This window comes from Syntrophus sp. (in: bacteria), from assembly GCF_040768185.1.
Taxonomy (GTDB): Bacteria; Desulfobacterota; Syntrophia; order Syntrophales; family Syntrophaceae; genus Syntrophus; species Syntrophus buswellii.
This window is the reverse complement of sequence record NZ_JAXGNC010000001.1, coordinates 1-20,098: the sequence shown is the minus strand read 5'-3', so window position 1 is coordinate 20,098 and position 20,098 is coordinate 1. Positions and strand designations below refer to the sequence as shown.

At 57.8% G+C, this 20,098-nt stretch carries 16 protein-coding genes and 2 pseudogenes; 14 read left to right on the top strand and 4 right to left on the bottom strand.

Annotated elements, in window-relative coordinates; genetic code table 11:
* The first annotated feature begins 43 nt into the window (after positions 1-43).
* From AB3175_RS00090 to AB3175_RS00030, 13 genes and pseudogenes are all read left to right on the top strand, one after another.
* Positions 44-1,174 carry an SPFH domain-containing protein gene (locus AB3175_RS00090; protein ID WP_367358907.1) on the top strand — a complete coding sequence of 377 codons (1,131 nt, stop codon included), beginning with the start codon at positions 44-46 and terminating at the stop codon, positions 1,172-1,174.
* Complete coding sequence (locus AB3175_RS00085; protein ID WP_367358906.1) at positions 1,161-2,387, top strand: hypothetical protein; 1,227 nt, start codon at positions 1,161-1,163, stop codon at positions 2,385-2,387. Before AB3175_RS00090 ends, AB3175_RS00085 begins: the two co-directional genes overlap by 14 nt.
* 129 nt (positions 2,388-2,516) lie before the next feature.
* Entirely contained in the window at positions 2,517-4,202 is a 1,686-nt protein-coding gene (ettA, locus tag AB3175_RS00080; protein ID WP_367358905.1) for an energy-dependent translational throttle protein EttA, read from the top strand.
* A gap of 123 nt (positions 4,203-4,325) precedes the next feature.
* Entirely contained in the window at positions 4,326-4,793 is a 468-nt protein-coding gene (locus AB3175_RS00075; RefSeq protein ID WP_367358904.1) for a thioesterase family protein, read from the top strand.
* Positions 4,794-4,896: 103 nt separating this feature from the next.
* On the top strand, positions 4,897-6,738 hold the full coding sequence (locus AB3175_RS00070) for a carbon starvation protein A (protein WP_367358903.1): 1,842 nt from the start codon (positions 4,897-4,899) through the stop codon (positions 6,736-6,738).
* Between the two features lie 256 nt (positions 6,739-6,994).
* Positions 6,995-8,341: a cytochrome ubiquinol oxidase subunit I gene (locus AB3175_RS00065; RefSeq protein ID WP_367358902.1), complete on the top strand. Its 1,347-nt coding sequence runs from the start codon at positions 6,995-6,997 to the stop codon at positions 8,339-8,341.
* 19 nt (positions 8,342-8,360) lie between these two features.
* Positions 8,361-9,386 carry a cytochrome d ubiquinol oxidase subunit II gene (gene cydB, locus AB3175_RS00060; RefSeq protein WP_367358901.1) on the top strand — a complete coding sequence of 342 codons (1,026 nt, stop codon included), beginning with the start codon at positions 8,361-8,363 and terminating at the stop codon, positions 9,384-9,386.
* Positions 9,387-9,484: 98 nt separating this feature from the next.
* Positions 9,485-9,943 carry a large conductance mechanosensitive channel protein MscL gene (mscL, locus tag AB3175_RS00055; RefSeq protein ID WP_367358900.1) on the top strand — a complete coding sequence of 153 codons (459 nt, stop codon included), beginning with the start codon at positions 9,485-9,487 and terminating at the stop codon, positions 9,941-9,943.
* Positions 9,944-11,259: 1,316 nt separating this feature from the next.
* The gene (locus AB3175_RS00050) at positions 11,260-11,502 is read left to right on the top strand and encodes a hypothetical protein (RefSeq protein WP_367358899.1); all 243 of its coding nucleotides are present in this window, start codon (positions 11,260-11,262) and stop codon (positions 11,500-11,502) included.
* Positions 11,503-11,661: 159 nt separating this feature from the next.
* Complete coding sequence (locus AB3175_RS00045; RefSeq protein WP_367358898.1) at positions 11,662-12,183, top strand: hypothetical protein; 522 nt, start codon at positions 11,662-11,664, stop codon at positions 12,181-12,183.
* A gap of 396 nt (positions 12,184-12,579) precedes the next feature.
* A pseudogene (locus AB3175_RS00040) lies at positions 12,580-13,143 on the top strand (Eco57I restriction-modification methylase domain-containing protein); the annotation flags it as partial.
* Positions 13,144-13,552: 409 nt separating this feature from the next.
* Positions 13,553-13,702, top strand: a complete 150-nt coding sequence (locus AB3175_RS00035; RefSeq protein ID WP_367358897.1) for a hypothetical protein — start codon at positions 13,553-13,555, stop codon at positions 13,700-13,702.
* A 19-nt stretch (positions 13,703-13,721) separates the two neighbouring features.
* On the top strand, positions 13,722-13,931 hold the full coding sequence (locus AB3175_RS00030) for a hypothetical protein (RefSeq protein WP_367358896.1): 210 nt from the start codon (positions 13,722-13,724) through the stop codon (positions 13,929-13,931).
* Positions 13,932-14,067: 136 nt separating this feature from the next.
* Here AB3175_RS00030 and AB3175_RS00025 read toward each other — a convergent pair whose 3' ends face one another.
* The 4 genes from AB3175_RS00025 to AB3175_RS00010 all read right to left on the bottom strand — a co-directional run bounded on the left by AB3175_RS00025 (position 14,068) and on the right by AB3175_RS00010 (position 19,162).
* On the bottom strand, positions 14,068-14,373 hold the full coding sequence (locus tag AB3175_RS00025; protein ID WP_367358895.1) for a type II toxin-antitoxin system RelE/ParE family toxin: 306 nt from the start codon (positions 14,371-14,373) through the stop codon (positions 14,068-14,070).
* Positions 14,364-14,591 (bottom strand): DUF6290 family protein, encoded by a 228-nt coding sequence (locus AB3175_RS00020; RefSeq protein WP_367358894.1) that lies wholly within the window; start codon positions 14,589-14,591, stop codon positions 14,364-14,366. Before AB3175_RS00020 ends, AB3175_RS00025 begins: the two co-directional genes overlap by 10 nt.
* Before the next feature lie 249 nt (positions 14,592-14,840).
* Positions 14,841-15,839, bottom strand: coding sequence for a diguanylate cyclase (locus tag AB3175_RS00015; RefSeq protein WP_367358893.1), 999 nt, complete (start codon positions 15,837-15,839; stop codon positions 14,841-14,843).
* Complete coding sequence (locus AB3175_RS00010) at positions 15,836-19,162, bottom strand: response regulator (protein ID WP_367358892.1); 3,327 nt, start codon at positions 19,160-19,162, stop codon at positions 15,836-15,838. The genes AB3175_RS00015 and AB3175_RS00010 overlap by 4 nt, the downstream gene beginning before the upstream one ends.
* Before the next feature lie 422 nt (positions 19,163-19,584).
* On the opposite strand from AB3175_RS00010, the pseudogene AB3175_RS00005 reads away from it, so the two are divergent.
* Positions 19,585-20,098 (top strand): annotated as a pseudogene (locus AB3175_RS00005) (CRISPR-associated protein Cas6); the annotation flags it as partial.

Below are 20,098 nucleotides of genomic sequence, written 5' to 3'. Positions count from 1 at the left end.
TTCCGGCAATTCTCAAAACACCTCTTTTTAAAGGACTCCTTGCATGGGAACGGACAATCTTATATTTCTGGAAGTGCTTGAATGGTTTGATGAATCCGGCAGAGAACTCGTCCACAGGATCCCCGAGGCGGGCTCGGGGGAAATCAAGTGGGGCGCGCAGTTGACCGTCAGGGAAAGCCAGGCGGCCGTCTTCTTTTACAACGGCAGGGCCTGCGACGTCCTCGGTCCGGGGCGGCATACCCTGAAGACGGCGAACCTGCCCATCCTGACGAAAATCCTGAGCATCCCCTGGGGAATGAGGAGCCCTCTGCGGGCGGAGGTTTTCTTTGTCAGCAAGAAGGTCTTCCCCAATTTGAAATGGGGAACACGCGATCCGGCGGCCTTCCGGGATGCGGAGCTCGGCCTTATCCGTCTGCGCGCCTTCGGCATGTTCAACATCCGCGTTCTGAACCCCCTGCTTTTCATCAACGAGCTGGTCGGCACCCAGGGCGTATTCACGACGGAGGCGATCGCGGAATACCTGAACTCCGTCATCGTATCCTTTTTCAACGACTACATGGGCGAGAACATCGACACGATCTTCAATCTTCCCGCCCGCTACTCGGAGATGTCCGGGGCTTTGCGGAGCCTGCTCGAGGGCGAGTTCTCCCGCTTCGGCCTGGAGCTCGAAGAGCTTTACATCAACGCCATTACCCCCCCTCCCGACGTGCAGAAGGCCATTGACGACAAAAGCCGCCTTGGCGTTTTCGGTGATCTCAATTCCCTCGTGAAGATGAAAGCGGCCATGGCCATGGAAAATGCCTCCTCGTCACAGGGTGAAGCCGGAGCCGGACTGGGCATGGGTATCGGGCTGATGATGCCCGGCCTGTTCGCAGAGTCTTTTCGGACGGCTCAATCGGGCTCCCCGCCCCCCCCGGATTCCGCCACGGCGACAAGCTGTCCGGTCTGCAGAAGGCCCTTCCCTCCGGAAGCTAAGTTCTGTCCGCACTGCGGAAGCTCTCTTGCGGCAAGGCGCGTCTGTTCGGCCTGCGGCGCCGCCCTGCCTGAAGGGGCGAAATTCTGCTCCGCCTGCGGCGCCGCGGCAGCGATTCCGGCATCCCGGACCTGCGGCAGATGCGGGACGGCCAACGACTCTTCTTCGGTTTTCTGCCACCGGTGCGGTGAACGCCTCTAATTGGTCCGTTGAATATTCCTGCCCTCAGTGCGGCGGGCCGATCTCCCTGGAGGAAACGGACCGGCTGGTTACCTGCCCCTTCTGCCGGACCCGGGTGTATCTCGTGGCGGAGGATTCCTTCCGGTACCTCCTGCCGCCTGCCGAAGGAATTTCACAACCGCTGCACTTTATACCCTACTGGCGCCTGAGAGGGCTCACATTCCTCTTCCAGCCCACCGGCATCGCCGCGCGCTTTACCGACGCCAGCTTCCTCTCCCTTCGGCACAGGGGGCTTCCGCCATCGCTCGGCCTCCGGCCGCAGGCGATGAAACTTCAGTTTGTCACCTCCCGGGTTTCGGGCCGATTTCTTTCCTCCAACCGAACGATCCGCGATTTCCTGCCTCTGCTGGCGGCTCAGGATGGAAATGCCGCGGCCCTGCGGGCCTTTGTCGGGGAGACGGTGAGCCGGATCTACGCCCCTTTTTACTTCCGGGACGGCCGCCTTTATGACGCCCTGTTGAAGCGGGCCGTCCCCACCGCGACAGACCTGGATCCGTCGGCCATCGAGGGCGCCCCGGAAATTTCCCCCTGGAATGTCTCCTTTGTCTCGACCCTCTGCCCCTCCTGCGGCTGGGACCTGCAGGGTGAAAAGGACGCCCTGGTACTTGTCTGCCGGAACTGCGGCTCCCTCTGGCAATGCCGGCGAGCCGGCCTGGAGAGGATCCCTTTTGCCAGCCTCGCCGACGGCCCGGCGCCTCTTCATTACCTTCCCTTCTGGCGGATGAAGGTGCGCATGGAAGGCCTGGAACTGTCCAGCCTGGCGGATCTGGTCCGCATCGCCAACCTGCCCCGGGCGATCTCCCCGGAGCTGCGGAACACACCGGTCTATTTCTGGTCGCCTGCCTTCAAGATCAACCCGGCCCAGTTTCTCCGCTGGGGCCGGCAGATGACGATCGCCCAGCCGTCGGGGGAATCGCCGGATCATCTCCCGGAAGGCACCCTTTACCCGGTGACCCTGCCCGTCACCGAAGCCCTGGAGGGCATCCGCGTGACGCTGTTCGGCATAGCCACCAACAAGCGCCAGGCCTTGTCCGTTCTTCCCGGCATCCGCATCTTCCCCGAAGAGTCCCTGCTGGTCTATCATCCTTTTCATCCCGGTTCCCGGGAGCTCGTCCATTCCCGCATGGGGCTGACCGTCGACCGGACGGCCATGTCCTACAGCACCCAGCTCTAGCGCCCCGCCGTCCGGCTTGGGGCAGGCCCTGCAAAGAACCCTCCGCTTGTCCTCGAAGACCTCCTTGTACATCCTTTTGACTTGTATTATAAGGCATCTTAAGTCGCGTTAAGGAGGAAGAATTTCAGCATGGCCCGGGATCCCCGCAAAGTCATCTACTCCATGATCGGAGTGACCAAGGTTTACGACAAGAAACCGGTTCTCAAGGACATTTCCCTGTCCTATTTTTACGGAGCCAAGATCGGCGTCCTCGGACTGAACGGGTCGGGCAAGAGTTCCCTGCTGCGGATCCTGGCCGGGGTCGATACGGAGTTCAACGGCAAGACGATCCCCTCGCCGGGATATTCCATCGGGTTTCTGGAGCAGGAGCCGCAGCTGGATGAGGCCCTGACCGTCCGGGACATCGTGGAGCAGGGCGCTGCCGCTACGGTGGAACTCCTGGCGGAATACAACCGGATCAGCGAGCAGTTCTCCGACCCCATGTCCGATGAAGAGATGACCCGCCTGTGCGACCGGCAGGCGGAGGTCCAGGACAAGCTGGACGCCATGGACGCCTGGGACCTCGACGCCCGCCTGGAAATGGCCATGGACGCCCTGCGCTGCCCGGCGGGAGACACCCCCGTGAAGGTTCTCTCCGGCGGCGAGCGGCGGCGGGTGGCCCTCTGCCGCCTCCTCCTGCAGAGGCCCGACATCCTGCTCCTCGACGAACCCACCAACCACCTGGACGCAGAAACGGTGGCCTGGCTGGAGCATCACCTGAAGACGTACGAGGGAACGATCATCGCCGTCACCCACGACCGGTACTTCCTGGACAATGTGGCCGAGTGGATTCTCGAACTTGACCGCGGGGAGGGAATTCCCTGGAAGGGCAACTATTCCTCGTGGCTGGAGCAGAAGCAGACGCGGCTGCGCAACGAAGAGAAGAAGGAGACGGAGCGGCAGAAGACCCTGGAGCGGGAGCTGGAGTGGATCCGGATGAGCCCCAGGGGCCGCCACGCCAAATCGAAGGCCCGCATTTCGGCCTATGAAAACCTTCTCGGCCAGGAAGGGGAAAAGCGGGGCGCCGAACTGGAAATCTACATCCCCCCGGGACCGCGTCTGGGCAGGCTCGTCATCGAGGCGGAGCATCTCAGCAAGGCCTTCGGGGAGCGGATCCTCATCGACGATCTTTCCTTCGCCCTCCCCCCGGGCGGAATCGTCGGCGTCATCGGCCCCAACGGCGCAGGCAAAACCACCCTCTTCAGGATGATCACCGGCCAGGAAAAGCCGGACAGCGGTTCCCTCCGCATCGGAGAGACGGTTTCACTGGCCTATGTGGACCAGAGCCGGGATGTCCTCGATCCGAACAGGACGATCTGGGAGACGATTTCCGAGGGACTGGACACCCTTTCCCTGGGAAGCCGCCAGGTGAACTCCCGGGCCTACGTGGCCCGCTTCAACTTCTCGGGAACGGACCAGCAGAAAAAGGTGGGGGACCTCTCCGGCGGGGAGCGGAACCGCGTTCACCTGGCGCGGATGCTGAAGCAGGGGGCCAATGTCCTCCTGCTCGACGAGCCCACCAATGACCTGGACGTCAATACCATGCGCGCCCTGGAGGAAGCCCTGGAAAATTTCGCCGGCTGCGCCGTTGTCATCAGCCATGACCGCTGGTTTCTGGACCGCATCGCCACCCACATCCTGGCTTTTGAGGGCGAAAGCCGCGTCGTCTGGTTTGACGGAAACTATTCCGAGTATGAAGCGGACCGGCGGGCCCGCCTCGGAAGCGCCGCCGATCAGCCCCACCGGATCAAATACCGCCAGCTGACCCGCATTTAAAAAACCTGTGCGTTCAAAAAAGCGGGGTATTGCCTTCCGGCCCTTTTAGGAATAGGATGAGCCGAAAAAACGGGAGACGGGAACCCGCCGGCCTCTTCGCTGCGGCCGTTCAAGGGGAAAGGAATGGATCTGTTGACAGAAGGTGGAGAGTTTCTCGCGGCTATCCGCGACATATTCGAAGAAAAGGCCCCCTTTCATAAAATCCTGGGCATTAAAATCCGGTCGATCAGTTTCGACCGCGTTCAGCTTCTCCTTGAAATGCGGGAGGAGTTTGTCGGCAACTATGTCCAAGGAAGCCTCCATGGCGGGGTTATTTCATCCCTCATTGACGTCACCGGCGGCCTGGCGGCTTTCATGGGCATTCAGGGCAAGCTGCCCGGAGAATCCCTGGACAGGAGACTGGCGCGGATCGGCAAGCTGGGCACCATCGATCTGCGCGTGGACTACCTGCGTCCGGGCCGGGGGAAGGAGTTCATCTCCACGGGTTACAATTTAAGAACGGGCAATAAAGTCGCGGTTATCCGGGTCGAACTCCACGATGAATCGAACCAGCTCATCGCGGTGGGCACCGGCTCCTATAACATTGCATGAAGCCATAAGTTCATCGCCCTCATTTCTGAGCGTTTACGGCCGGAGCCTGCCTTCGAGACGGACCGCCGGCTTAAAAACCATTTCTAAGGAAAGGAAATAATCCGTGAGCGTCCTGTACTTACTGATCGGCAGCTTATGCGCCTTCGCCCTGGCTTACCGCTATTACGCCGCTTTCATCGCCGCCAGGGTTCTTCTCCTCGATGACCGGAACATCGCGCCATCCGTTCTATGCAACGACGGCCAGAATTACGTTCCCACCAACAAATGGGTTGTCTTCGGCCATCATTTTGCCGCCATTGCCGGGGCAGGGCCCCTGATCGGACCCGTCCTGGCCGCGCAGTACGGATGGGGGCCCGGCTTTTTCTGGATTCTCCTCGGCTCCATTTTCGCCGGCTGCGTCCACGACATGATCATCCTTTTCGCCTCCTACCGCCATGAAGGCCAATCCCTGTCGGTCATCGCCGAAAAGGACGTGAGCAGAATCACGGGGGCCGTCACGGCGGTCGTCATCCTGTTCATCATCCTGGTGGCCCTTGCCGGGCTGGGCGTTGCCGTCGTCAATGCCCTCTTCAACAACCCCTGGGGCGTTTTCTCCATCGCCATGACGATCCCCATTGCCATGGTGATCGGGCTCTACATGTTTCGAATCCGGCCCGGCGCCATTCTGAGCGGCTCGATTGCAGGCGTCACCCTGGTCTGCGCCGCCGTCTTTTTCGGGCCCCATATCGCCGATTCAAGCCTTGCCGGCTGGTTTACCTTCGACAAGAAGCAGATGTCCATTCTCCTGCCGATCTACGGCTTCTGCGCCGCCGCCATCCCGGTGTGGCTCCTTCTGGCGCCCCGGGATTACCTGAGCACCTTCATGAAAATAGGTGTCGTCGCCGCCCTGGCCGTCGGTCTGCTGTTCGTCAACCCGACGATCAAGATGCCCCTCGTGACAGACTTCGTCCACGGCGGGGGCCCCATCATCCCGGGTCCCTGGTGGCCCTATGTGTTCATCACCATCGCCTGCGGAGCCATTTCCGGATTTCATGCCCTGATCGGCTCGGGAACGACCCCTAAAATGATCGAACGGGAGACGGAAATTCCCGTCATCGGATACGGCGCCATGCTGACGGAAGCCTTCGTGGCCATGATGGCCCTTTTTGCCGCCGTGACCCTTGTTCCGGCCGATTACTTCGCCATCAACACCTCTTCGGCCGTCTTCTCGAAATTGAACATGCAGGTCGTCGATCTGCCGTACCTGAATCAGCTCGTCGGGCTGGATGTCGCCCACCGCCCCGGCGGCGCCATTTCCCTGGCCGTCGGCATGGCCCATATCTTCTCCAGCATCAGCGAGGGGCTCCGCCACACGATGAAGTACTGGTTCCAGTTCATCATCATGTTCGAGGCCCTCTTCATCCTGACAACCATCGATGCCGGCACCCGCGTGGCCCGCTACATCCTCCAGGACGTCCTCGGCTACGCCTACAAGCCTCTGAGCCGGAAGGACTGGATGCCCGGCGTGATCGCCACAAGCGCCATCGTCTCCCTGGCCTGGGGCTACCTCCTCTACACCGGGGATGTCTCCTCCATATGGCCCATGTTTGGTGCCACGAACCAGACGCTGTCCGCTGTGGCCCTGGCCATCGGCACCACCATCATTTTGAGGATCGGACGGAAGAAGTCCTACGCCCTGATCACCTTCGTCCCCTGCATCCTGATCACGATCACCACCCTGGCCGCCGGATACATGAACATCCAGACCTACCTGGCCAAATCCCAGATGCTCAACGTCTGGCTCAGCATGGCCGTTATTGCGCTGGTGGTGATCATTATCGCCGACAACATCCGCGTCTGGCTGAAACTTCTGCGGACGGACAAGCCGATCGGGATGAACGACGACCGCGACCAGATTTACTGCCCCATCGTTCCGGCGGATGCTCCGCCTGACGCAAGGCCGTAAGGCCCTTAGACCGTCAGCGGCACCGGGTATCGGCGATGCCGGGGAGCGAACCAACTTGAGATCCGCGAACCGGGCAATGAAATGGCGCATTCTCCCAGGGAAAGCGGGGGTGTGCGCCCCCATCCGTCCGGCCGGGACGGCAAATCTGGTTGCATTGAGGGGCATTTCCTGCGATAGTACACGGCAGAGCTGAACACTGGCCTACCGACAGGCAGAGATTGATCCCCGAACCTCCAATCCGCAAGGAGAATGCGCTATGGATGTGCTGTCGCTCAGTCGATTGCAGTTCGCCATGACGGCGGGTTTTCATTTCCTCTTTGTTCCCCTGACCCTGGGGCTCACCGTCCTGGTCGCGTTTATGGAGAGCCGGTATGTTTCCACCGGCAATCCCCTTTACCTTCGCATGACGCGCTTCTGGGGCAAACTCTTCCTTATTAATTTCGCCATTGGACTCGTCACCGGCCTGACCCTGGAATTTCAGTTCGGGATGAACTGGGCCGCCTATTCCAGGTTCGTCGGAGATATCTTCGGCTCGCCCCTGGCCATCGAGGCCACGGCCGCCTTCTTCCTGGAATCCGTATTTATCGGGCTGTGGATCTTCGGGTGGAAGCGCCTCTCTCCACGGATGCACGCCTTCTCCATGTGGATGGTCGCCCTGGGCACGAACCTGTCCGCCCTCTGGATCCTCCTGGCGAACGGCTGGATGCAGCACCCCGTCGGCTATGTCCTCCGCAACTCGCGGGCGGAAATGGTCGATTTTACGGCCCTTGTCACCAGCAGTTACGGCTGGCTCAAGTTCCTGCACACGATTTCCGCCGGTTATGTCACCGCTGCGTTCTTCGTTCTCGGCATTTCCGCATGGCATATCCTCAAGGGGCGCGAACTGCCTCTGTTCAAAGCCTCTTTCCGCATGGCGGCCGTTTTCGGTCTGGTAAGCTCCCTTGGCGTCGTGGGCATCGGCGACTTCCACGGGGCTGAAGTGGGCCATGTGCAGCCGGCCAAACTCGCCGCCATGGAAGCCCTCTGGGACACGCAAAGCTCCGTTCCCCTTTACCTCTTCATCATTCCGGACGATAAAAACGAACGGAACAGGGTCGAGGCCATCGGCATCCCCTACCTGGTCAGCCTGCTCGCCTACCGCGATATCCATGCTGAAGTCAAGGGTCTCAAGGAGTTTCCCAAGGAGGATCGGCCGCCGGTCAGCGAGGTTTTTTACGGCTTCCGCTTCATGGTCTACCTCGGGGGGCTGTTTATTCTCCTGTCCGCCGCCGCCCTTTACCTCAGTGTCCGGAACCGCCTGGAAACCTTTCCCGGTTTTCTGCGCCTGCTGGTGTTCTGCATTCCCCTGCCCTACCTGGCGTCCCAGGCAGGATGGATCGTGGCGGAAGTGGGACGGCAGCCCTGGATCGTTTACGGCCTGATGCGGACCAGGGACGCCGTGTCCCCCAACATAGCCGGCAGCCAGGTGATGTTTTCCCTCATCGGTTTCGGGCTCCTCTACTCCCTGCTGCTCATCGTCGGGCTCTACCTGATGATCCACCACATCCGTAAAGGGCCGGACCCCGCCGGGACGCCGGCGCCGAACACCACATCTTCAACATAAGAACCGGAGGTACGACGTCATGGATTATCCGCTCGTGTGGTTTGCTCTTCTGGGAGTGCTCTGGGCCGCCTATTTCGCAACGGATGGATTCGATCTCGGCGCGGGAATGCTTCTCTCCACTCTCGGCAAGACGGAAAAGGAAAAACAGGCCATCCTGGAAAGCTTCGGCCCCCTGTGGAACGGCAACGAAGTGTGGCTGGTCACGGCGGGCGGGGCAACCTTTGCGGCCTTCCCGGCGGCCTACGCCGTCATCTTCAGCTCCTTCTACATTCCCCTCCTGCTGGTTCTGTTCGCCCTCATCGTCCGGGGCGTGGCCCTCGAATTCCGTGAAAAGCTCGAATCTCCGGCATGGCAGGCCGCATGCGACGCCGGCATTTTATTCGGAAGCGCCTTGCCGGCGTTTCTCTTCGGCGTGTTTTTCGGCAACATCTTCCGGGGTCTTCCCATGGATGAACGCGGCTTCAGCGGGCCGTTCATGGAGCTGCTCAATCCCTATGCACTGCTGGTCGGAGTGCTTTTCTGCGTCCTTTTTCTTGTCCACGGGGCTTTGTGGATCGCCCTCAAAACAGAGGGTGCTCTTTCCGCGCGGGCCGGCGACTTCGCTCGGCGGTTCTGGATACCCCTGATGGCCGCCGTCATCCTTTTTGTGGTCGGCTCCGGTTACAATTCGCGCCTTCCCGTCGCCTTTTTCCAGAATGGCGTGTTGCTGATTTTCCCGGTCCTCACCCTGGCGGCCCTTTTCGCGATCAAGGTTCATCTTCAGAGGTCCTCTTATCTCAAGGCCTTTGCGGCCTCAGGGCTCTCCATACTTCTACTGATGGCCTCCTGCTTTGCCGGCCTTTATCCCGACCTGCTCCCTTCACGCACCGATCCGGCCTTCAGCGTCACTGTTTCCAACGCGGCGTCGGGAGTTTACACCCTGAAGGTCATGACCATTGTGGCCGCCATTTTTGTCCCGCTCATTATCTTTTATCAATCCTGGGCTTACCGGGTGTTCCGCGGGAGAATTTCGCCCGAAGAGATCGGCGAAAGTTCTTATCTGTAGCGGCAGGGGTTGATGTTTCCGTTCGACAGGCGCGTCTTTTTGGCAGTTGGTAAAGAGAAACCGATTCTTAAAGAGTACATTTGTGAGGAGGAGAAGCTATGTTAAAGGAATTCAAGGAGTTCGCATTAAAGGGAAACGTTGTGGACATGGCTGTGGGTATCGTTCTCGGCGTCGCTTTCGGCGCAATCATCAAATCCCTGGTGGATGATCTCCTCATGCCCCCGCTGGGCCTCGTCTTGGGATCTGCGGATTTCACCAACCTCTTTATGATCATCAAGGAAGGCGCAAGCCCCGGCCCCTTTGCCACCCTGGCCGAGGCCCAGAAGGCGGGAGCCGTCACCGTCAATTACGGCCTTTTCATCAATACAATCGTCAACTTCGTCATTGTCGCCTTCGCCCTTTTCCTTGTCATCCGCAACATGAACGAACTCCGCAGAAGGATGGAAAAGCCCGAGGCCGAGGCGGCGCCCGACACCAAGGAGTGCCCCTACTGCCTTTCCACCATCCCCATTAAGGCCACCCGCTGCCCGAACTGCACGTCGGAGTTGAAGAGCTGAGCCCGCTGGAATCCCGGAAGCGGGGGCGGGTGGGACACCCCGCGGCGGGAGGGGGCTTCTCCGTGGAGCTTTTCTATTCCCCCTTTCCTCAAAGAGCAATTTCCCTATCGAAACATGGGAGTTCCTTGACCTCTGGTCGCTGACATGATAAGGGTTGCGACAAGCTTTTTCCTGAATTCAATTGATGTTCATTTTTCCCGCCTCACACGACGATGAAAAAGGCCAAGTGACATGAAACTGGACTTAAAAACACCCGGACAGACAATCAATAAGGCTTACGCGAAACAGACCGTCCGCCGTGACGAGCTGGATAAATTCAGAGAAAACCTTTCGTTCTTTTTGAACGCCTGCGTACAGATGAGAGAGAAGAACACCTAAAGAATTTTATCGCCGATTTCCTCAAGGACACCTGGTACCGCCGCACCAATCTCGTAAATACCAGCGATCACATTGATCTGCCATCTATACCGGACCATCTTCGTCTGACCCGGTGTCCGTCCTGATAGAAACCAAGACCCCGGTCAACAGACAGGAGATGATGACGCGGAAAAACCCAATGCCAAGGCCTTTCATGAAATCATCCTGTATTATCTCGGCTTGCGTGATTGAAGAACATAATCATGACATCAAGCACCTGCTGGTCACGAATACCGGATGAATGGTTCGTCTTCGATGGTGTTTGGTTCGAAAAGCATATCCGGCGGAATCCCAAGCTTGTCAAGTGTTCAAGGAGTTGAGACCCGGTGGTCATGATAATCGCTTTTTTATGAGGATGTGTTTAACCATGGCTTGACGCCCTTGACGTCGCGATCCCCTGTTGCTGGCCTGATCTGGCGAAACTACGCGAAGATCATCAATGCTCGGAAGGTCGAAAGCAGGAAACTCATCGATCTGTTCAAGCTGTTCTCACTCCCGGCACCTTCTGAAACAGCCTTTTGCCAATGACAGCAACTCGCTGAACCGAGCTTTTTACGGCGAGCTGTTACACACATCGGGCTGGAGGAGGTCAAGGAAAAGGGTAAGAAACTCATTCGCCGTAAAGTTGAAGGGCGGCGTGATGAAGGCTCGCTTTTGGAAAACACGATCAATCTCCTCCAGGTACAACAGACGCTGGTGACCATGGAAAACCTCGCAGAATATGGTCCCGGCGAGGAGGAACAAATCTTCAGCATTGCCCTGGAGTTGTAGACACCTGGCTCAATCGCCTCCTGTTCCTCAAACTGCTGGAAGGTCGCCTGATTGCCTGGAACCAAGGCGACACAATCGGCGCCTTTCTAAACAGAGACCTCATCAGGGACTTCGACGATCTGCAGGAGTTGTTCTTCGAGGTCCTTGCCCGCCACCCCCGGGAAAGAACAGCGACAATCGCGTCCAAATTCGGAGACATTCCCTACCTGAACAGTTCCCTCTTCGAGTTCAGCGATCTGGAACGGCAGACACTCCAGATCTCCAATCTCAAACATCGCCTTGAACTCCCTCTCTATCCTGCCACGGTGTTGAAGGACGGTTCCGGCAGGAGGGCGAGCGGCACCCGCAACACCCCTTCATTATCTCTTTGAATTTCTCGATGCCTACGACTTCGCCAGTGAAGGAAACGCCCCGATTCAGGAAACGCCCAAAAAACGATCATCAACGCCTCGGTACTGGGCCTCATCTTCGAAAAAATCAACGGCTATCGTGACGGCTCATTCTATACGCCGGGCTATATCACGATGTATATGAGCCGCGAGTCAATCCGGCGGGCGGTGATGGAAAAATTCAATCGCCATTACGGCTGGAAATGTGCCGACCTCACCGATGTCTATAATGCCATTGCCCCCTCCCAACGGCGTAACGCCAACGAACTCGTCAACAGCCTGAAGATCTGTGATCCCGCCGTCGGCTCCGGCCACTTCCCGGTCTCCGCCCTGAACGAAATCATTGCAATCAAGTCTGAACTTCAAATCCTGATGGACCAGGATGGAAGATTACTGAAAGACTATGAAATCACCGTTGAAAACGATGAACTTTCGGCCTGGACGAAAACGGACCTTTTTGTTTATCGGCCCGGTAACAAAGAGTCGCAGCGGGTGCAGGAAACCCTCTTCCGGGAAAAGGCGACCGTCATCGAAAATTGCCTCTTCGGGGTGGACATCAACCCGAAATCGGTTGCGATTCGCCGTCTCCGGCTCTGGATAGAGCTCCTGAAAAACGCTCAATACCGTCAGGATGGAGAAGAAGGAAGCAACCGGGAGCCCTGAAACCCTTCCCAATATTGACATCAACATCAAAAGCGGCAATTCCCTGATCGCCGGTTTGCCCTGCAGGAGAGCGGCGTTTCCTATGCATTATGCACCGCCGGAGCGGCAGAAACTGGCAATCTGACCAAACGGTACAAGGAAAAGGTGTGGCTCTACAAGCTTTCCACGGATGGGTCGAAACACAAGAACCTCCTTCGGCGGGAGATCGAATCTCTCAAAGAACAGTGGTAATCCCTTTCCTTTCCCGCCGACTGGTACCTTGCGTGAATATCGGAAAGTACAAACCAGCTCGCCCAGACGGTTTTTGACTTCTCGACCAACACAGGAAAAACTTGAGGACCTGCAGAAGCGGGCGGAGAGCTGGAAAAGAAAATTTCCGAAAGGCAGCGGACGATCTATGCCAACGCCTTTGAATGGCGTTTCGAGTTCCCCGAGGTCCTGGATGAAAACGGGGAGTTTGCCGGCTTTGACGTGGTCATCGGCAATCCGCCGTATATGCGGGCCGACTCCGGCCAGGAGCACCTGAACATGCGTCGGAACATCATCGATTCAGAGCAATACGAGACACTATGGGAGAAGTGGGACCTGTATATTCCGTTCATGGAGTTGGGCTACCGGCTGCTCCTCGCCCCTTCGGGTGTTGAGGCCATGATCGTCTCAGATGCATACTGCCATGCCAAGTATTCCCGGAAATCTCAGGAGTGGTTCCTGAAAAACAGCGCCGTGACTGGAATCGACTTCATCGGCAGCCTGGATGTGTTTGATGAAGCATCGGTCCATAACGTCATCTGTTTTTTCGAGAAGCGCGACGGAAAAGCCAACCGGCCGCTTCGGCGGCTCCATGAGGGTGAATTCGGCAAGGTGCGTCTCCTGCCGACGGATGAGCAGGAGCGCTCGTCTTATCGGGTGTTCTTCCCGGAAGAAATGCCCTTCAACCTTCACCACAAACGATCCCTCTGACCGAGATTTTTTATATCACAAAGGGTATGGTAGTTCATGCCGATGAAAAAGCTGCACGAGGGGCTTTCCAGATGGAAGATCTCGTCGTGAATGAGCAGGACGACTTGCATCCCAAACCGTTTGTGGAGGGAAAACATCTCGGACCGGTGGCTACCAAATAATTCACAAGTGGCTGGAGTGTGGCCCAGAACGTGCTCCGACCTTGTTCAGTCGTCCTACTTTTCCAGAGTTGTATGACACTGGGGAAAAGATTTTGTTCAACGAAGTCCAGGTCCTGATCCCAAGGCATGTTATGATGATCAGCGGCTTTACTTTACAGAAAGCAGCGTGGGTTTCATCCGCTGGCAAAACCTCACAGGTATCCGCAACAGATCCCTTCAAAAAACCGCACGATACGCCGAAAAGTGCCGTGAGCCGATCTACCGCAGCGCGAACCCTAGAGGCGACGAGCCGCCGCTTCCATGTAAAATTCCTGCTGGCGGTCATGAACTCATCCGTCGCACGTGACTTTCTCCGCGCCAACCGGCGCAGCAACATCCATCTTTATCCCGACGACTGAAAAAAGCTTCCCATCCCGGATGTTCCACCTGAAGACCAGGCTCCCCATCGTTTCCCTGGTCGATCAGATCCTGACGGCGAGAAAAGCCGATCCGAAAGCCGACATCAGCGAATGGGAAGCGCAGGTGGAAGAACGGGTCAGACCCAGGCAGGCGCTTCTCCGTGGAGCTTTTCGATTCCCCCTTTCCCTCAAAGAGCAATTTCCCCTATCGAAACATGGAGTTCCTTGACCTCTTGTCGCTGACATGATAAGGGTTGCGACAAGCTTTTTCCTGAATCCGCCTGATATTCATTTTTCCCGCCTCACACGACGATGAAAAAGGCCAAGTGACATGAAACTGGACTTAAAAACACCCGGACAGACAATCAATAAGGCCTACGCGAAACAGACCGCACGCCGACATCCTCATAGACGGTTCGTCTATTCCGGATTCCGAGAATTTCCACCTCGAATTCGACAATCCTGAAAACAACCCGGTAATCGCCGACCCGCAGCTTCCAGTATCCTTTCAGGGTCTTGCGCAGCGGCTCTCCGTATTCGTGGGGGGCTATCCGCAGGCGCTCTTCAATGGCCTTTCGGATCCGATCTTTCGTTTTTCGGTCGATGAGCGCCAAGTCCTCGGTACGGACAGCCGGGTGATAGCAGAGGGTAAAGGCCATGGCTATTCCCACGTCTCTTCATGGGAGAGTGCTTTTTTCCGGTCAAAACTCTTCGTCCGTTCGTCTGCGAAAGCGGCCAGCGCCACATCTTCCCGCAATTCAATCGCCTCCCGGATCAGATCGCGGGCCAGGGTGGACAGGGACACGCCTTCACTGGCTGCCAGTTCCCGCATCATTTCATAGAGGGGTTTCTCGACCACGACGTTTACTCTCGGATTGCTGGTAGGCATGATCATTTTTCCTTTTTTGATGCAGTGTAACACTAGCGACACACTTCGTCAATTCCAGAAATATGTTTCTTCCGAATGGATGAGAACCTTGTCCCCAAAGAACCGTCAATAAGCCGGTCGGTTGACATTCTTTATTCGTGATCTTAATATTTTTGAAATTTTACCAAAGGAGGCAAGTGAAAAAGGAAGGCGCCACCCGCTGCCCGAACTGCACGTCGGAGCTGAAATCTTAATCGACAAACGGAGGAGTTACGCCCCGGCAACTTCAGCGGCGCAAACCTGCCGGATGTCGGCAGACTTGCGCTGCAATTCAGAAGCGCCGTCCCCGGCTTGATCGGCCTTGGAGCCATGGGCATAGGCCACCCGGTTGCGGCCCTCGGCTTTTGCCCTGTAAAGGGCCGCATCGGCAGCCCGAAGCAGCCCGTCAACACAGCTTTGTTCCGTCGCCTCGGCAACGCCGATGCTGACCGTCACGGGAACAGGCCCCGACGGCCCGGAAATCCGATTGGCGGCGACTCTCTTGCAGAGGCGTTCATAGAGCTGCCCGTCCGACTCCTTTCCCGACGCCGTCGAAATCACAAGGAACTCCTCCCCGCCATAGCGCCCAAAACTGTCGTATGGGCGCAGCTGGCCTTCAATGCAGCGGGTGAAAGCGGTCAGCACGTTATCCCCCACCAGGTGGCCGTGGGTGTCGTTTATCTTCTTGAAGTGATCGAGGTCGCACATGCCGATGCTCAATCGCCCCTTCTCCCGCTTTGCCCGTTCAAGCTCCTCGGAAAGCCTCATCAGAACGGCGCGTCGATTCAGCACCCCGGTCAGCGGATCGTGGGTCGCCTGGTGGCTCAGCTCCGCATAGGCTTTTGCCAGGCTGGCCTGCAGCTCGATCATCCGCCCCCCGACCCGGATTCGCGCCTGCAGTTCTTTCGGATCGTAAGGTTTCACGATGTAGTCATTGGCCCCGGCATCCAATCCCAGAACGATGTCTCCCTTCTCGTCCCGGCTCGTCAACAAAATGACATAAGGGGGATCCGATGTCCTTTCCTGCCTCAGAAGGCGGCAGATTTCCGGGCCTTCCATTTTCGGCATATTCCAGTCAAGAAGAAGAAGCTTCGGCGCGTCGGCCTGCTTCAGGATGTCCCAGGCCGCCTGACCGTCCTCCGTGACAACGGGATCGTAACCACACTTTTTCAAAATGGCCGTCAGAATTCGACGCGATGTGGAATCATCTTCGGCGATGAGAACCTTCATATCAGATCTTCCTCCATGCGCTTTTTCAGGACATCAAAATGCCGCTCCATCTCCGGCAGGATCAAGGCCATCTGCTCCAACCGGCCGCCCTTTACGGTCTTTTCCATATTCAGGGCCGCGGCGCTCAGCGCCATGGCCCCCACGTTGGCCGCGGCGCCTTTCATGGTGTGCGACATCTTCCCAACCAGGTCCCCGTCGTTCCGATCGACGGCCTGCCTCAACCGCTGAAACTGTTCCGGCATTTCTTCCAGGTAGCCTGCGCAGATCTCTCTAACCAGCTCCCGGTCTCCCAGCAGCCGGTCCAGAAGGGTTTGCCGATCGAAAACAACCGGCCCGGAGACCGGATCCGCCTCCCCCGATGACGCTTGAGCCGTCTGCGGAGCCGCGGCTTCCGGGGCGTGGACCAGCCATTTATCGAGCATCTCGGCCAGCACCCCGGGCATGATGGGCTTGGGGATGTAGTCGCTCATGCCCATCCCGATGCAGCGCTCACGGTCTCCCTTCATGGCATGGGCAGTCATTGCGATGATGGGAATCCCGGAATGAAGAACACCGGACCGGCCGTCCCGGATCATCCGCGTCGCAGCGAAACCATCCATGACCGGCATCTGGACGTCCATGAAGACCAGATCATAGGGCGCCCTTCTCAGGGCTTCGATGGCCTCTCGTCCGTTGCCCGCCACGTCGGCGGAAAAACCGAGCTTTCCAAAGATGTGCAGCGCAACCTTCTGGTTTGTGGGATTGTCTTCAACGAGAAGAAGCCGGGCCTTCCGCCGCTGGGCCTCGTTGAGCGTATGCCGGGTCACCATGGCGACATCTTCCGCTGCTCCGGGGTGGATGCTCCGGCCAAGAACGGTCGACAGGCAGTCGAAGAGCTGGGATTGCTTAACCGGCTTGGTCAGATAGGCGGAAAAACCGACGGAGTGCAGTCGCCTGGCATCGCCCCGTTTGCCCATGGAGGTCATCATGATCAGTAGGGTATCCTTCAACAGGGGGTCCGCCTTGATCGCCTTCCCCAGGGTCTCCCCATCCATGACGGGCATCTGCATGTCTGTCACGACAATCCGGTAGGAATCGCCTTTCTTGCTGGCTTCACGCAGGAGCGACAGGGCATCCGGTCCGTTTGTGACCTCGGTATGGCGCATCCCCCACGAATCCAGCTGTTCGGAAAGGATGAGGCGGTTGGTGGCGTTGTCGTCTACGGCGAGAACCCGCACTCCGCGGACATCGGCGCGTGGAAGTCCCGCTTCGATGTCCCTGCCTGGCTTCCTCCGCTTGAAGACGGCGGTGAACCAGAACGTCGACCCCTGACCCTCGACACTTTCCACGCCGATTTCGCCCCCCATCAACTCCGCCAGGCGCTTCGAAATGACCAGCCCGAGGCCTGTCCCGCCGAAGCGGCGCGTCGTAGAGGCATCCACCTGCTGGAAGGGGTTGAACAGAAGGCCGATTTTCTCCCGTGGAATCCCGATGCCTGTATCTCTCACTTCGAAGCGCACCATCGTTTGGGAGTCCGTTTCCTCCATGGAAGCCACATCGAAGGAAACCTCGCCGCGGGCGGTGAACTTGACGGCATTGCTTCCCAGGTTGATCAGGATCTGGCGGAGGCGCCCCGGGTCGCCGCACAGGTAGGTATGCAGCCCCGGATCGATGCGGCAGGTGAACTCGAGGTGTTTCTCATGGGCGCGCGTGGCGAGAATTGCCGCAGAATCCTCCACCGTATTGCGGATGTCGAAATCCAGCTCCTCCAGCTCGATCTTTCCCGCCTCGATCTTTGAAAAGTCAAGGATGTCGTTGATGATGCCGAGCAGCGCCTCTCCGCTGGAATGGATCGTTTCGCAATAGGCGTGCTGCTCCTTTGACAGGTCGGTATCCATGAGCAGGGCGGTCATGCCGATGACGCCGTTCATGGGGGTTCGGATTTCATGGCTCATGTTGGCCAGGAACTGGCTCTTGGCGATGTTGGCGGTCTGTGATTCAAAGGCCATCTCGTTGGCCCAGCCGATGGCCTTTTCAAGCTCATTGTTTACCTGCGCCAATTCCGCCAGGGTGCTGCGCAGGGTTTCGTCGGCTATTTTCTGATCGGTGATATCCCTCAAGATGGCCACGGTGTGCCACTGGTCCTTTACCTGGACGGAAGAAAGCGATATGGCCACGGCGAGCTCCTGACCGTTTTTCCGGCAGGCCTGCGATTCCATGGTTTTTCCCATGAGGCCCCCCCGGCCTGTCTGCTGAATTTCCCCGAATGCGGATTGATACGCCTCATGAAGGCGTTTGGGTGCGATGCAGTCGCAGAAATTCCGGCCCATCGCCTCCCCGCTCGAGTACCCGAAAATGCGTTCGGCAGCGGGATTCCAATAGGAGATTTTCCCCTGACAATCCGTCATGGTGATGGCATCCTGGGCGGAATCCGTGATGGCCTTCATCTTGGCTTCACTTTCCAGCAGGGCCTCCTCGGTCTGCCTGCGGGTGATGATGCGCCACAGGCCGTCCATCAGGAGTTTCAGCTGACGGAGGTCGTTCATTCCATAAGGCGTGGCCTTGTTGCCGACTCCCGCCACGGCGGCAATGCGATTCCCGCTGAAGATGGGGATGTTCATGTGCCGGATGATGGGGACGTGACCCTCCGGCGTCCCTTTCTTGCACGGGCTTGGAGCGGCATAATCGTTGGTGATGATCGCCTTCCTCCGCCGCACCGCCTCACCCCAGAGGCCCGTTTCTTCCACGGGATAGACGAGGGGCTTGTCGGCGATCCTGCAGGCGGCATGGGCGGACCGGGACCAGTATTTCATGGTCAACACCGTCTCGTCGTGGTTGAGAACGGCGAAATAGCCGATTCCGCTGTTCGTAAGGGCAATGCTCTTTTCAACGGCGAAGGGGATGATGGTTTCGATCGGCTGGTCGGACATGGAGTTCAGGGTCAGCAGCGATTCCATCCGCTCCGCATCCTGGATCAGCATTTCCGTCGATTTCCCCTGCTCCGTCCTGTCGTCCACGGTCTCGATGACGGCTGTCACCCGCCCGTCCGAAGAGGCCGCAAGAGGCGTTGAAAGGACATGCAGAATCCTGATCCCTTCGGTGGACCAGACTTCCATCTTCGCCTCATGGGACTGTCCGTCTTCCAGGGTTTTGAGGACGGGGCAATTCGGGCAGGTTTCCTCCTGCGGATGGAAGCGAAAGGCTTCATAGCAAAGCGGCTGTTCCTCGATCTTCAGTGCAGGGTACCATTCCCGAAACCGGTTGTTGATGGCCAGCACCTTGAGATCCGGGCTCAGCATCGCTACTCCAAGTGTACGCTCTTCCTTGACGTCTGAAGATATCACGCTAACGATTCTCCTTGAAATCCTTCGTCTTGAATACTTCCTGTCAATGTTACGAACAACTCCATGCAAGTGAAAAGCCTCACCCTTCATTATTTTCATCCTGACTTTCTTTTTTTATCTTTTTTCTGATGCAGCTCGGGCGGCAGGGTTCAGATGTTTATCTTATAAGGAGGCGGCCATTGACCATCTTCCGCATCTGTGCTACAAGAGACGGTATAAATATTGGATAATTCCAGTCATTCTCTCTGCTCCCAATCCAACACCGACATTTAATACGGGAAAAGGATTCCAAGGACAGGGATTTTCTGCTCTTTCACGAGGCATAATCCATCAGCAACGTTGCACCGCTGTTCTTTTTCTGCCGGGGCGCATAAAATCGCGTTCCAACAGATCAACACTCTCATTTTCAGGTGAACAGACGCATGTTGTACGGCAGATACTCATTTCATAATACCTTTCTAGATGATGCGGTTCTTCCCCATTATAAAGGTTCCACCTTCCGGGGCGTTTTCGGCCATTCCCTGAAGTCCGTGGCCTGTGCATTGAAGCGCCAGGATTGTTCCTCCTGCCTCCTGCGGGAAAAATGTGTTTACGCCTTCGTTTTTGAGATCCGCCCCAGTGAGGAATCGCGCACAGATCATCAGCCGGAAATGCTGCCGCCCGAGCGCCGGCGGATCGCCGCACCGCCCCATCCTTACGTCCTCGAACCCCCTCTCGACACCCGCAGGTCATATCTCCAGGGTGAGTCCTTCGATTTCGGCCTGATCCTTTTTGGCCAGGCCAACGATTACCTTCCCTATTTCGTTTACGCCCTCGAACAGATGGGTCAGTTGGGAATCGGCCGGCAGAGGGATCATTCGCGAGCCCGCTTTTTCCTTCAATCCGTCACGGCAGCCAATACGACCCTTTACGACAGCCGGGAACGATCCCTTCAAA